Origin of the sequence: Methylovorus mays, assembly GCF_020531915.1 — a bacterium.
Classification (GTDB): Bacteria; Pseudomonadota; Gammaproteobacteria; order Burkholderiales; family Methylophilaceae; genus Methylovorus; species Methylovorus mays.
Genome location: NZ_JAJAVG010000008.1, coordinates 134,983 through 149,064 on the forward strand (window position 1 = coordinate 134,983; position 14,082 = coordinate 149,064).

The window sequence follows — 14,082 nt, forward strand, 5'->3', positions numbered from 1 at the left end:
TTATTCAAAAATAAAATCAGGGAAGATCATGAAAAAACTAACGTCTTTAATGTCACTACTTGCTCTCACACTATGGTTTATCACCCCAGCCCAAGCGGCCTTTGATACCTGGGATTCAGCATCACCCTGGGGATCCGCTACACCGACCTACTATGTAGGCTGGAATGTATTTGACGTTTTGCCCACTGACACAACCCCGGACAACCCCGGCAGTGGTACAGGCAGCGTGTATTTTTATCCATACTCAGGCGGCCCTCAATTTTTGGCAGCCACGTCTTATTACGGCAGTGGTAACGTTTCAATGCCAAATCCGGCAGGCAATCTCAGTGGCATCATTGCAACGACCATTTCCAATATGGATGCCACCCTTACCAATACCTTTGACGTTTATGTACGCATTGAAACCTACAAGGCCCCGGTATTGACCGATGCTTCATTGCATACGGGCGATGGCACATCGTTCGCCGCCACCAGCATTGTGTCGTATTCAAACTCAAACTTTGGCGAGCTTGAATATTACTGGCTGTTCTCCGGGGTTTCTGCTGCCAGCACTTACACCATCAAGATCCTGAATGCGGGGAATCTGTATAACCAGGTAGGTATTACCCAGCTTGAAACATTTGTTGTCGCCAGCGCAGTTCCAGAGCCATTGACCACCACCATGATGCTGTTTGGCATTGGCTATATTGGTTTCAAACGCAGAAAAAGCCTGTAATCATCGGTGACGCTGCATAGGGTTGTGCCCCTGCCTTATACGCAGGGATTGCAATAAAAAAGCCCCGTAAGCGGGGCTTTTTTATTGCATGGCGTTCAATTCAGATGACCGTCCGCCTGCAAATATTAACCGTACTGACGAATCGGCACGCGGATCTTTTGCAGAATAACCGTGGCCAGCTCTTCGATGGAGCGGTGGGTGGAATCGATCCAGGTGACGCCAGCACGCTTCATCAGATCTTCCGCCTTGGCAACTTCATCACGGCAGTTGTCCAGCGAGGCATAGAAGCTGTTGGGGCGGCGCTCGCTACGCACGGAATGCAAACGCTCAGGACTGATGCTGAGGCCGTAAAGTTTTTCCGGGTAATTTTCCAGCACGGCGGGCAGGCGCATGCGGTCAAAGTCTTCCGGAATCAGCGGATAGTTGGCGGCCTTGATGCCGAATTGCATGGCGAGATACAGGCTGGTTGGCGTTTTGCCACAGCGCGATACGCCCACCAGAATAACCTCGGCTTCTTCCAGACCGGAGTTGGTCATGCCATCATCATGGCCAAGCGAAAAATTGATCGCTTCAATACGGTTGTTATAACCCTGGCTTGCGGCGCCGTGGGTAATGCCCACGCCTTGCGAGGGCTCAAGACCCAGCTCGCTGGCAAGCGGATCAATAAAGGTACCGAAGAGATCCAGGAACATGGCATCCACTTCCTTGAGCTTGGCACGAAAGTCTGGCTTGACCAGCGTCATGACGACAATCGGACGCACGCCGTCTTCTTTGCTGGCCTCCTTGATACGGTCAATCGCAACCTGCAGCTTGTCCAGCGTATCAATAAACGGGAAACGAAGCTGACGCAGCTTGACTGTTGGGAAGTGCGCCAGCAAATGGCCAATGGATTCAGCCGTAATACCGGTGTTGTCCGAAACAAAAAAAACGGAACGGTCATGGGTCATGATCAGGGCGCTCTGTAGATGGTCGAGTAAAAGGCCAGTGATAGCGCTAGCCAACGTAAGGGCTGCCTTGCGGCAGCGCGGTGTATCAACGAAAAGGGCTGCCTTACGGCAGCCCTTGGACTATAACACTAATTACTACTTGTTGGCGGCGGCCAGGCGCTGCCAGGTGGTCACGACGGTATCGGGGTTAAGCGATACCGACTGGATGCCTTCTTTCACCAGCCATTCAGCGAAATCGGGATGGTCCGATGGGCCTTGACCACAGATACCGACGTACTTGTTGAGGCGGTTGGCAGTGGAAATCGCCATCTTCAACAGCACCTTGACGGCATCGTTACGCTCGTCGAAACCGGCAGAGAAGAAGCCGGAGTCGCGGTCCATGCCCAGCGTGAGCTGAGTCAGGTCGTTGGAGCCAATCGAGAAGCCATCAAACAGCTCAAGGAACTGCTCAGCCAGCAAGGCATTGGATGGGATTTCGCACATCATGATCAGGCGCAAGCCATTCACACCGCGCTTGAGACCATGGCTTTCCAGGATCTCGATCACGGCACGGGCTTCATCCAGCGTACGCACGAACGGCACCATCAGCTCGACGTTGGTCAGGCCGATTTCCTCGCGCACCTTGCGCATGGCGATACATTCCAGATCGAATGACTTGCGGAAATCGCCATCAATGTAACGCGACGCGCCACGGAAGCCGATCATCGGGTTTTCTTCATCCGGCTCGTAGATATCACCACCGACCAGCTTCTTGTATTCGTTGGACTTGAAGTCCGACAAACGCACGATCACGGGCTTGGGGTAGAACGCAGAAGCGATGGTCGCTACACCTTCGACGACTTTTTCAATGTAGAAGTCGCGCGGACTGGCGTAGCCATTGGCACGGCGCTGTACTTCTGCCTTCATGTCGGCTGGCAGGGTATCAATATTGAGGATGGCCTTGGGGTGAATGCCGATCATGTTGTTGATCACGAATTCAAGACGGGCCAGGCCAACGCCATCATTTGGTGTCTGCGCAAAGCTGAACGCCATGTCAGGGTTGCCCACGTTCATCATGATCTTTACCGGAGCCTTGCCCAGTGCGGCGGCTTCCTGGCTGGAAACTTCATAGTCCAGCGCGCCAGCGTATACATAGCCGGTTTCGCCTTCGGCACAGGAGACGGTCACGATGTCGCCATCTTTCAGCACATCGGTCGCATCCACGGAACCTACAATCGCGGGGATACCCAGTTCACGCGCGATAATCGCGGCGTGGCAGGTACGGCCACCACGGTTGGTCACCAGGGCAGAAGCACGCTTCATCACAGGCTCCCAGTTCGGGTCAGTCATGTCAGCCACCAGCACGTCGCCTGGCTGCACGCTGTTCATTTCAGCTGGGTCACGCACAATACGCACAGGGCCTACGCCCACTTTTTGCGTCACGGCACGGCCAGTCACGATTGGTGTGCTGCCATGCTTGATCTGGAAGGTCTCGATCACATTGCCGGTTTGCGACTTCACGGTTTCAGGACGGGCCTGCAGGATGTACATCTTGCCATCCACGCCATCCTTGCCCCATTCGATGTCCATCGGGCGACCGTAGTGTTGTTCAATGATCACGGCATAGCGTGCCAGTTCCAGCACATCTTCGTCGGTCAGGCAGTACTTGATGCTGAGGGCAGGGTCGACATCCTTGGTGACCGTGCTTTTGCCAGCCTGCTGCACATCGCCAAACACCATCTTGATGGCCTTGGAACCCAGCGTGCGACGCACGATGGCAGGACGACCCTGGGCCAGCAATGGCTTGTGTACATAGAATTCGTCAGGATTCACCGCACCTTGCACCACGGTTTCACCCAGGCCGTAAGAAGCGGTAATGAAGGCGACATCCTTGAAGCCGGATTCGGTATCAATGGTGAACATCACGCCAGCGGCGCCAATGTCACTGCGCACCATGCGCTGGATACCTGCGGACAAGGCGACATCAGCGTGCAGGAAGCCCTTGTGTACGCGGTAGGAAATCGCACGGTCGTTATACAGGGAAGCGAATACTTCCTTGATAGCGTGGAGGATATTGTCCAGGCCCTGAATATTGAGGAAAGTTTCTTGCTGACCGGCAAAGGATGCGTCAGGCAAGTCTTCCGCGGTAGCAGAAGAACGCACGGCGAAAGTGACATTCTGACCGGAGGAAGCGGTCAATGTGGCGTAATGCTCGGCAATGGCGTCTTTCAGGGCTGCCGGGAAAGAAGCCTGCATGATCCATTCGCGGATCTTGCTGCCACAGGCTGCCAGTGCGGTCACATCTTCCACGTCCAGCTTGTCGAGCTCGGCATTGATGCGATCTGCCAGACCATCTTGCGCCAGAAACTCGCGATAGGCATGGGCCGTCGTCGCGAAGCCGGTAGGCACGCGAACCCCTTTTGAAGTCAGCTGGCTGATCATTTCCCCCAGCGAAGCATTCTTGCCCCCAACTTCAGGCACATCCGTATTTCGCAACTTTTCAAAAGCAATGACGTATTCCGACATATTTTCCTCATGCGTTCATAGCGTTTTTGAGGCGCGTATGAATTTCATAATTTCAAGGTTGTTGAGTTAGCAAATGCATAAACACTGCTGACAGGCTTGTTAAAACTGGGCTTAAATTTATTGATATCACTATTGAGTGCACTGAACGCACAACCACGAGAATATTGCCTTGAGCAGGCGACATGTTAGGAGCCGCTCCCCAGCTCTTTCACATATACGACTAAATCATGTGTCCTGCCATAGTCCTTATCTATTCTTGATGGCAGACGCCAGCTGCACAAGTGCAGCAAAATCATGCTGATTCAGGTTGAAATAATACAGTAAAAACGGCCGAGTTCACCAGCCTAAAACGCATTTAGGCCGAAAGGACTAATCCACTTGCCGCCATTGTCTGGGGTTAGCGACAACTGGTCGGAAATGGTGGCTAACATCTGAAGCACTTGCGTGTGACGAACTGCCCTATCGCCAGAAAAATGTACTGATATAATTCGCGGCCCGGCCCTCTATTGAACCTCTGGCGCCGTGTTGACATCCAAATTTTCCACCTTGGATGTTTCCTCAGCGCATAAGGACGCTCATGATACTGATATTTCTGGTGCTGCTGCTCGCACTGCTACCGTTGGTGCTCACTACGTCGTTCCCGCACCTGGTTGTCGTGAGCATTTATAGCGGCCTTGCCCACCTGCTCGCCTTTGGCTGGGCCATCATGATCATCATCATTCTCCTGCGCCGCCGTCGCATTCGCGAATGGCGCGAGGCGCGCAAGCTGCGCAAGCTGCGCAAGCAAGCACGTGCCAAGCAAAAGAAAACACCGTCCAACTGAGCCTTACCATGCGTAGCCCGCGCTGAACAAGAGGGTGGAATCAATCTCCTTGCGCCCTGGCGTCGGGCTTCCATCCCAGGTGACATTCCACTGCGTGGAGGCATTCAAGCGTTCGGTAAGCGGAAACCTGAAGCCCGTTTTGGCATAAATCAGCATATCGCGCGTCTCTTCCAGGCTCATGAGCGCTTCGTGCTCATGGAAAAACTGGGTAAACCCATTCAGCAGCTTCTGGTCGTACTTCACCGCCCAGCGCAATGCCGCATAGCTTTTGTCTGGGTCGGTGTAATGACGCTCACTCACATAAGCCAAACCGCCTTCCAGCGACAGATTCAGGTTCGGCGACTCATACATCTGGTAACCAGACCCGCCGCCGATGGTGGTCAGCAATTGCAAGTCACGAAACCTGTCCTGCTCCAGTGACGTCACGCCATAGGCATACCAGCGACGGCTCCAGAAATGGTCGTACTTGGCGTAGCCACGGCTATTGAATTGCGTGCTGTTGCCTCTATCCTCCGCCCGGTTGAAGATGGCCCCGGCGGTATACCGATTCTGCAAGGTACGAATGATGGTTTCGGTATCCAGCCGCAACGCCTGGGTTTCGGAGTTGCCTTGTGTCCAGGTGCCGCCGACATTGATGCGGCCTGTCCACTTGTAGCCACCACGCACCAGCTCGGGCGACGGGTTGATGTAACGCAACTCGGCAAGCTCGATATCACGATATTGCTCATTCTCAAGCTTGATCCAGGCCCGGCCATCTTCCACATCATCCAGATTGACAAATGCGCCTTCCACCCGCTCCTTGTCATTCAGCACGATATCGAGCGCCTTGGCAGAGTCCAGGCTGGAAATTTCTGCCCAGACGACCTTGATGACACCCGCATAAGCGGTTCTGAACTCGACCGTATCACCTTCCTTTTTCAGCACTTCCCCCGTCAATACATCGCCATTTTTGAGGCGCAACTGATCCGCCTGGGCATGGCATGACAGCAATATGAGAGACGCCGAGACCATGGCTTTTGCATGAGCAGATACCTGCATGTAGTTCCTCCTGATGTTGTTGCTTGATGTCGACATGCCTGCAGGCAGTGACTTTATACATTCATTATTGCGCCCAGCATTGGGCAGGATTGAAATCACCATCGGCTAAATTCGGGTGCAAGAGAATGGCACGAGCACCGGGCTTACTTTCAACATGACTGCTTAAGGCCCAAAAAATTCGCAGCCAGCGAGACCAAGCGGGGCTGATATGCCGTTTTGCAGGTGCTACAGACCGAGCAAGACTGGGAACTCGCGTATGGATGGAATGATCCGGTCAGGTTGGATAGACGAAGCATCACAGTATGCCTGGCGATATTTTCCCGTCTGCACCAGCACGCCATGCAAGCCCGCCTGTTGGGCACCCGCAATATCGGCATCAATATCATCGCCAATGAGCACGGCATCACATGCCGCCACACCCATACTGATCAAGGCCATGGCAAAAAAATCGGCAGAGGGTTTGCCCATCAGCGTGGTCTGCACTCCACTGGCGTATTCCAGACCCGTGATAAAAGCCCCGATATCCATCTGCAAACCATGCTCGGTTTGCCAGTAGCGATTCTTGTGAATGGCGATCAGCTTGGCCCCACGCATCAGGCAGTTGAATACTTCATTCAGCAGACGGTACGACCAGGCATCGCCAATATCGCCAATCACAATGAATTCAGCGTCAGTATCTGACTGGCGAAAATCGGCAAAATCCTGCATGACGTCTTCCGCCAGCAGAAACCGGCAGACCGGATCACTCTGCCGCATCAGATATAAACGCGCCGCCTGTGTGGCGCTGATGATCTCGCCCGTATCGACAGCAAAGCCCAGGCTGGCCAGCTTTGCCTGCAATGATGTCAGCGATAGCGTGCTGGTATTGGTAACAAACCGACAAGGCAACCCTGCGTTGCGAATGCGGTCTACCGCATCCACCGCCCCCTCCACCGGCTTGCCGCCGATATAGAGCACACCGTCGAGATCAAACAGCACGCCCTTGATGGCATTTAGCGGCTCCATGATGACTCCTTTCTGCATACGAATAACACTTGCATGCAAGCATCAACGATGCCAACTCTCTCCACGTTTACCTTCCCTCAATACGACGAGCCTGGTAGCCCAATACACGAGGATGCCGATATAGGTACCAGCAATCACATCACTCACATAATGATAGTTTGTCGCTACCAGCGCGGCAGCCAATAACGAAGCCCCTATAAAATACCCACTGCGCCAGCGGGGATAAAACTGCCAGAACGCCATGAATATCGTCATGAATACCACCATGTGGCCGGATGGAAAGCTGTCATAACCAGACTTACCCATCTGAAACCAGTGTGGCTGGAACCCCTCTGGACTGGACAACCACAAACGAACCTCTATACGGGCAAATGCAAGCTTGAGGATATTCTTGGCGATGAAAGCGACTGGCAACACTACACCCAGCAACAGAAAAAAGTTTCGCCGCGGGCTATGTTCTCCCAGCCATCGCAGATAGAAATAACAAGAGAAGCTGATGGTAGATCCAGCAAGCACTACCCAAAACAGATGGCTGGGCAGATTGCTGGTGTATTCACGGAATGGCGCATAACTGAGAAAATTCGCCTTGATCCAGAGCGCGACAGGCGCATCCACATAAAAAATCGCCAGCAAACTCGACACGAGCACCACCAGCGTCAACTTCATGTCACGCATGTAGCCTGCCCCTTACCTCTAACCATGTCCGCCACCAAGGGCATGCAAATTTTCCTGACCATGGCAGGAGTTTAGCCGACCCGTGCTGGTGCGTCGATAATGCAAAGACGAATTGCAGGCCCATGCACCAGCACAGGCATCAACGTAGACATAAAAAAGGCTGACATGGAAGTCAGCCTTTTTGTTGCCGGTTATCCGGCTTCTTGCAGCAGTTACTCTGCCACAACAATTTCATTCTTGACGGCGGTTACGCCCTTCACGCCTTTGGCAAGCAATACTGCCTTTTCAGCTTCTTTTTTGCTCTTGGCAGTGCCGGATAACTCGACCAGACCATTGCTGTCGGTTTCCACCTTGATATCACTGGCACTTACCAACTTATCCTTGGCAAACTCGGCTTTCACCTTGGTGGTGATCACAGTATCACTCAACTTGGTGGAAACGGCGTCACCGTCTGCGGCGAAACCACTCAATGGCATTACCAGCGCACTTACCAACAGCAGAGCTTTTAAATTCGTTTTCATATCGTTTCCTTATAATGGGTTGTTGTTGAAGACGAGTCCATTGTGAAAGAAACCGACATAATGACGAATAAGCCAGCCGCTGATTCTCATGTCAGAGAACGCTTACCAAGCTGTAGGCTTGGCGCCCTACTTCAATATTTCGCGCGTGACTTCCACGCTCGCCTCACCATCACTTAACCATACCTGCCCATCCTGTATCGTGCATTGCAGATTCATGCTGCGCTGTGCCAATGCGGCCAGCGCCTGCGTGGTCTCCTGCGGCATACTGTAAACCCGCAGGTTGCTGAGCCGGGCAAAGCCGGAAGCATTCTGTGCAAACCACATCTCCGCAGTGCGCCCACCATAGGCATACACGACTACCTCATCGGCGCGACCACATGCCTTGCGTATCAATTTCTCGTCCGGCAGGCCGACGTCGATCCATTGCTCAATGCGGCCGGTCAAATCGCGCCGCCAAAGATCCGCCTCCTCATCGTCCGTCATGCCCTGACCAAACGCCAATTGCTCATCTGCATGCAAGGCAAACGCCAGCAAGCGCACCATCATGCGCTCATCCGTCTCCGATGGATGCCGCGCCAAGGTCAATGCATGATCCTGATAGTAATGTCGTTCCATGTCGGCAATCTGCAGACTGGCTTTGAATACGGTGGATTTAAGGGCCATAAAAACAATCTTGATGAATCAATTAGAAAAACACGATTAAAACTGCAATGTACAAAAAACAGCGTCCGGGCCAAGACCACGCATGCTTGCGTCAGACTTGATCGGCTTGCCGTTGCACTTTAAAGAAAGCGCGAATGGCAGACTCGTCCTCATCGCCGAAAAAACGCGTCGAATGTGTCACTTTCTTGTTATTGGCCAGCAACGCCGCAGGCGAACTCGGCAAGCCTCGCCAGCGCAGCCCCATAGGGAAAGCTCCTGTTGCAAAATCGCCGTGCCGCAGCCCGACCGAATATATCAGAAGACCAAAAATATGATCTTCCTGCAGCTCGCTCCAAAAAAACTCTTCTCGTGCCAGCAACTGATGTTGTATCAGTCTCCGAACACATTCACTACTGACAAAATAAGCACCTCCCAGGCAGTGCTCTCCGGGTTCATAACCGTGTTGGATACTGCGTCTGGATAATCGGTAGAGAAACCACCAGCTTTTCCAGGCACCAGGATGGAATATCAAGGCCATGTTGATCTTGAGCTTATGCGCCAATTTGCGGCGCGGCCAGGAAAAGTCCCTTGCCTCTCCGTTGCAATCAACGCGGCATGAACCAAGCATGCCAAGCTCAGGATGTTGGGCAAACCATGCAATGGCATCTTTTTCCGGATGATGGCCGATGACCAATGCGTCGGTATCCAGCCGCAGCAACACCTTGAACCCATAATGCGCATAGGCATAAGCAAAGCCACGCGAGAGGTTGATATACAGGCCAGCCTCTTTCCCCATGTTACCTTGGGTAGTGATGACATCCACGGTATCGAACACCTCAGCCAGGCCAGCGCAAAGAGCATCTCCAGTATCATCCAGCACAATGATGACATGGGCCGAAGTGATGTAATGACGGATGCTCTCTATCGTATCCACCACATACGCGAGTTTGCATGTCGGCCCCACGGGCAGTACAACGGCAAGTTCAACATTTTTCTTGGCAACATTTTGCATGGGATGACCCGCCTGTTCAGGTTCTTATCTGCCGCAAACATAAAACCAACAAACAACATCATCGCCCACCAGAATGGGCACTACACCGCATCTCTACCCAGACATTAGCATAAACCTGAATCCCTATGCTGCGTTTTGGAGGACCGCATTGCGCGCGACATTAACGAAAGGCCACCAGTATTCAACGAGCATAAAAAAAGGGTTACGATTTCTCGTAACCCCTTTTAGTGTTGGTGGGCTGTGCGGGGATCGAACCCACGACAAACGGATTAAAAGTCCGCTGCTCTACCAGCTGAGCTAACAGCCCGGAGACTTTCGTCCCGATGTTTTCCGTTGCTTTGGAAAGCGCGCAATTATCCTGAAAAGGGCGTAGCGCGTCAACCAGAAATCAGGGAAAGTTTAGGCCCCATTCATTTGACCAAGACGCTGCGCCTTAGCGCATGCCAGGGAACCGACCTTGCATGGCGCGCATCATCTTGCTCATGCCGCCTTTGGAGAACATTTTCATCATCTTCTGAATTTCTTCAAACTGGTTGAGCAGGCGATTGACCTCCTGCACCTGCACACCGGCACCAGCGGCGATACGGCGTTTGCGCGTCGCCTTGATGATCTCCGGCTTGCGGCGCTCTTCGGCCGTCATGGAATTGATAATGCCTTCCATCCGACGCATGGCTTTATCGCCGGTTTCGCTGTTGATCTGGCCGGCCATGCCCGCCAGCTGTGCAGGCATTTTGTCCATCAGCGCGCCCATGCCACCCATTTTGCGCATTTGCAGCATTTGCGACTTGAAGTCTTCGAGGTCAAAGCTTTTGCCGGACTTGAGCTTGTCGGCGACTTTTTGCGCTTCGACCATGTCGACATTTTTCTGCGCCTGCTCGATCAGCGACAGTACATCGCCCATGCCCAGCACGCGTGAAGCCATGCGCTCAGGGTGGAATACTTCCAGGCCATCGACTTTTTCGCTGACACCGACGAATTTGATCGGCTTGCCAGTGATATGGCGTACCGACAAGGCGGCACCGCCACGCGCATCGCCATCCAGCTTGGTGAGGATGACGCCCGTCAGGGGCAAGGTCTCGCCAAAGGCGCGCGCCGTATTCACGGCGTCCTGACCTTGCATGGCGTCGACCACAAACAGGGTTTCCACCGGGTTCAGCAAGGCATGCAATTGCTGGATTTCGGCCATCATGGCTTCATCGATGCCCAAGCGGCCGGCGGTATCGAAAATCACCACATCGTAAAAATGACGCTTGGCAAAATCGAGTACATTGGCGGCAATATCCTGCGGCTTTTGGGTGGCATTGGAATCAAAGCAATCAACATCCAGGCTCTTGGCCAGGGTTTTCAATTGCTCGATGGCGGCAGGACGATACACGTCGGCACTGGCCAGCAATACTTTCTTCTTTTGTTCCTTTAGCAGGCGCGCCAGCTTGGCTGAGGTCGTCGTTTTACCTGAACCCTGCAAACCTGCCATCAGGATAATCGCCGGAGGAACTGCTGCCAGGTTGAGCCCTACATTCTGTTCGCCCATGAGGCGCGTGAGTTCTTCATGCACCACCTGAATGACAGCCTGGCCGGGTGTCAGGCTCTGCAGCACATCGCGACCTACCGCCCGCTCCTTGACCTGGGCGATGAATTCCTTGACCACGGGCAGGGCGACGTCAGCCTCCAGCAGCGCCATGCGCACTTCACGCATGGCATCACTGATATTTTCTTCGCTGAGACGGGCCTGGCCGCGCAGCGTCTTGACCACCTGTTGTAATCTACCGCTTAAATTTTCAAACATAATCCGTGCCGAATGTAATGCGGGCCAGCGTTTAGGGGCTGAAACCGCGTGTTATAGTATTTACTTAATTCTAACCCAAGACCTGAAGACACAAGACAGCTAAATGGTTGCCCTTATTCCTTTTCTGCTCACAGCCCTGATTTACAGCCTGGTCGCCATCGACTTCTGGCGTAGCGTAAAAACCTCTGACCCCGCCTCACGCCGCAAGCTGCATAGCCGGGTGCTGGCCATTGGCCTGTTGCTGCATGCAGGCCTGCTTTATAACGCCATGTTTACCGAAGGCCTGAATCTGAGTTTCGACAATGCCCTGTCGGCCATTGCCTGGCTCACGGTGCTGATCTATTGGGTCAACAACCTGCGCTACCCGCTGCAAAGCCTGCAGGCTTTTGTGCTGCCACCTGCGGCGTTTTTCGTGCTCTTGCAATACGGCATGCACGAAAACCATGTCTTGCCTTACCTGGGCAACCCATTGTTCATGGCGCATCTGGTCATTGCGATTCTGGCTTACAGCCTGTTTACCTTTGCCGCCTTGCATGCGGGCTTGATGGCGTTTGCCGAGCGCAAGCTGCATCAAAAATCCAGTCTGAGCCGCCTGCCAGAGTTTCCGCCCATTATCGTCATGGAAAAGCTGCTGTTTCGCGTGATTGCGCTGGGCTTTTTCCTGCTCACCCTCACGCTCTTGAGCGGGGCGCTGTTTTCAGAACAGATTTTTGGCCAGGCCTTGAAGTTCAATCACAAGAACCTGTTCGCCATTATCTCGTGGCTAGTCTATGGCGGCCTGCTGCTGGGCCGCCAGGCCTATGGTTGGCGCGGCAAGACCGCCATCCGCTGGACCCTCAGCGGCTTTGTGATTTTGCTGCTCGCCTATGCAGGAACCAAATTCGTACTGGAAGTCCTGCTGAATCGCTAGTCTCCCGAAGGCGGCCAGCCTGCATGGAGGCCTGGCCTCGCTCAACGCTAGCGCAGGCTGATCACGGGCCAGCCCTCCCCTTCAGCGTAAGCTTTCAGCGTGGGGTCCGGATCGACTGCCACAGGCTTGTCCACCAGCTTCATCAGTGGCAAATCATTGTGCGAATCGCTGTAAAACCAGCTCTGCTCAAAATCCTTGAGGGTTTGCCCGCGTGCCTCCAGCCAACTGTTCAGGCGGGTAATCTTGCCTTCCTGAAAACTGGGCACACCGGTACTGCGACCGGTGAATTGACCGCCAATCTCTTCCGGCAACGTCCCAATCAGATTATCAATGCCAAAGGCCTTGGCAATCGGGCCGGTAACAAAGCTGTTGGTCGCGGTGATGATCATGAGCAAATCGCCGTTGGCGCGATGCTTTTCTACCAGTGCCCGCGCTTTGTCCGTGATCATGGGAGCGATTTTTTCCTGCATGTAGCGCGTGTGCAACTCATCCAGAAAGCTGCGCGGATGCTGGCTTAATGGTTTCAGCTGAAACTCAAGGAAAGCGTAGATATCCAGATTGCCCGCTTTATAGTCTTCATAAAACTGCAGGTTTTTTTCCAGGTGCTCCTCGCGGTTGAGCAATCCCTGTTCGATCAGGAACTGGCCCCACTGAAAATCACTATCCCCGGCCAACAGGGTGTTATCCAAATCAAAAAGTGCAAGCTGCAAAATCATCTCCGTTCTGTTACGGCGTTTCAAAAATAGGTAAAGTACAAGACTTGTGCAGCCAATTCCTGGGCGCTTAAGCCTCAAGAACTCGCAGCCGCAATAAAGGTCATTCCATCATGAACTTCCCGGATCATTTATTACCCACCGAGCTGTGCTGGGCCGCCAATGCATTAAGTCTGGCGATTCTCCTGGCTTGCCTGAAAAGCGCCCCCTGGCGTCATCTGAAAGACACCAGCCTGTTGAATGTGTTCATGGCAGGCATCGTCGGCCTCATGCTGGTATGGGCAGTTAACGCCGGGATCAAGCCTGGTCTGAATTTTCATTTGCTGGGCGCTACGCTGCTCAGCCTGATGTTTGGGCCGCAACTGGCGATTATCGCCCTGGCACTGGTCCTGCTTGGCATTACGACCTTTGGCATGGCAGGCTGGCTCAGTTATGGGCTCAATCTCATGCTCATGGTAGTGATTCCGGCGATGTTCAGTTGGGGCGTGTTCCGCTGGGTAGACCGCAAACTGCCCAACCATTTGTTTGTGTATATTTTTGTGGTCGGCTTTTTCTGTGCGGGTGTCGCCATTACCCTGTGCGGGCTCGCCAGTACTTTTGTGCTATCCGAAAGTGCCATCTACAAACGCGAATATCTGGGCGAGCATTACTTGCCCTACTACATCTTCATGGCATGGTCCGAAGCCATGCTCACGGGCATGGCGGTAACACTGATGGCAGCCTTCAGGCCCGCGTGGCTCTCCACCTTTAACGACAAGCGCTATCTCAAAACCAAATAAGCCGACGCTGA

14 protein-coding genes and 1 tRNA gene are annotated in these 14,082 nt (G+C 53.5%); 4 read left to right on the forward strand and 11 right to left on the reverse strand.

The genetic code is table 11. The annotated features are described in order from the left end of the window. The first annotated feature begins 301 nt into the window (after positions 1-301). Positions 302-715, forward strand: a complete 414-nt coding sequence (locus tag LG203_RS11030; protein WP_230345810.1) for a PEP-CTERM sorting domain-containing protein — start codon at positions 302-304, stop codon at positions 713-715. A gap of 125 nt (positions 716-840) precedes the next feature. On the opposite strand, the gene ppsR is transcribed toward LG203_RS11030, so the two are convergent. Together ppsR and ppsA are read right to left on the reverse strand one after the other, a co-directional pair. After that, positions 841-1,662: a posphoenolpyruvate synthetase regulatory kinase/phosphorylase PpsR gene (gene ppsR, locus LG203_RS11035; protein ID WP_230345811.1), complete on the reverse strand. Its 822-nt coding sequence runs from the start codon at positions 1,660-1,662 to the stop codon at positions 841-843. Positions 1,663-1,797: 135 nt separating this feature from the next. Beyond that, complete coding sequence (ppsA, locus tag LG203_RS11040; protein ID WP_230345812.1) at positions 1,798-4,167, reverse strand: phosphoenolpyruvate synthase; 2,370 nt, start codon at positions 4,165-4,167, stop codon at positions 1,798-1,800. 577 nt (positions 4,168-4,744) lie between these two features. On the opposite strand from ppsA, the gene LG203_RS11045 reads away from it, so the two are divergent. Further along, a complete protein-coding gene (locus LG203_RS11045; protein WP_230345813.1) occupies positions 4,745-4,990 on the forward strand; it encodes a hypothetical protein in 246 nt (81 codons plus the stop codon). A gap of 3 nt (positions 4,991-4,993) precedes the next feature. Here the strand turns inward: LG203_RS11045 and LG203_RS11050 are convergent, their stop codons facing one another. From LG203_RS11050 to ffh, 8 genes are all read right to left on the reverse strand, one after another. Further along, positions 4,994-6,028 (reverse strand): DUF481 domain-containing protein, encoded by a 1,035-nt coding sequence (locus tag LG203_RS11050; protein WP_230345814.1) that lies wholly within the window; start codon positions 6,026-6,028, stop codon positions 4,994-4,996. A 225-nt stretch (positions 6,029-6,253) separates the two neighbouring features. Continuing rightward, positions 6,254-7,033: a TIGR01458 family HAD-type hydrolase gene (locus tag LG203_RS11055; protein WP_230345815.1), complete on the reverse strand. Its 780-nt coding sequence runs from the start codon at positions 7,031-7,033 to the stop codon at positions 6,254-6,256. A 42-nt stretch (positions 7,034-7,075) separates the two neighbouring features. Continuing rightward, positions 7,076-7,708 (reverse strand): phosphatase PAP2 family protein, encoded by a 633-nt coding sequence (locus LG203_RS11060; RefSeq protein WP_230345816.1) that lies wholly within the window; start codon positions 7,706-7,708, stop codon positions 7,076-7,078. A 212-nt stretch (positions 7,709-7,920) separates the two neighbouring features. Then, a complete protein-coding gene (locus tag LG203_RS11065; RefSeq protein ID WP_230345817.1) occupies positions 7,921-8,229 on the reverse strand; it encodes a BON domain-containing protein in 309 nt (102 codons plus the stop codon). Between the two features lie 126 nt (positions 8,230-8,355). After that, entirely contained in the window at positions 8,356-8,892 is a 537-nt protein-coding gene (locus LG203_RS11070; protein WP_230345818.1) for a YaeQ family protein, read from the reverse strand. 91 nt (positions 8,893-8,983) lie between these two features. Then, the gene (locus LG203_RS11075; RefSeq protein WP_230345819.1) at positions 8,984-9,883 is read right to left on the reverse strand and encodes a hypothetical protein; all 900 of its coding nucleotides are present in this window, start codon (positions 9,881-9,883) and stop codon (positions 8,984-8,986) included. 231 nt (positions 9,884-10,114) lie between these two features. Beyond that, positions 10,115-10,190, reverse strand: a tRNA-Lys gene (locus LG203_RS11080). 126 nt (positions 10,191-10,316) lie between these two features. Next, positions 10,317-11,669: a signal recognition particle protein gene (ffh, locus tag LG203_RS11085; RefSeq protein ID WP_230345820.1), complete on the reverse strand. Its 1,353-nt coding sequence runs from the start codon at positions 11,667-11,669 to the stop codon at positions 10,317-10,319. A gap of 103 nt (positions 11,670-11,772) precedes the next feature. Between ffh and LG203_RS11090 the strand changes: the two genes are divergently transcribed. Continuing rightward, positions 11,773-12,579 carry a cytochrome C assembly family protein gene (locus LG203_RS11090; RefSeq protein ID WP_230345821.1) on the forward strand — a complete coding sequence of 269 codons (807 nt, stop codon included), beginning with the start codon at positions 11,773-11,775 and terminating at the stop codon, positions 12,577-12,579. A 47-nt stretch (positions 12,580-12,626) separates the two neighbouring features. Here LG203_RS11090 and LG203_RS11095 read toward each other — a convergent pair whose 3' ends face one another. Continuing rightward, on the reverse strand, positions 12,627-13,289 hold the full coding sequence (locus LG203_RS11095; protein WP_407665400.1) for a histidinol-phosphatase: 663 nt from the start codon (positions 13,287-13,289) through the stop codon (positions 12,627-12,629). A 116-nt stretch (positions 13,290-13,405) separates the two neighbouring features. On the opposite strand from LG203_RS11095, the gene LG203_RS11100 reads away from it, so the two are divergent. Next, on the forward strand, positions 13,406-14,071 hold the full coding sequence (locus LG203_RS11100; protein WP_230345823.1) for an energy-coupling factor ABC transporter permease: 666 nt from the start codon (positions 13,406-13,408) through the stop codon (positions 14,069-14,071). Positions 14,072-14,082 lie beyond the last annotated feature (11 nt).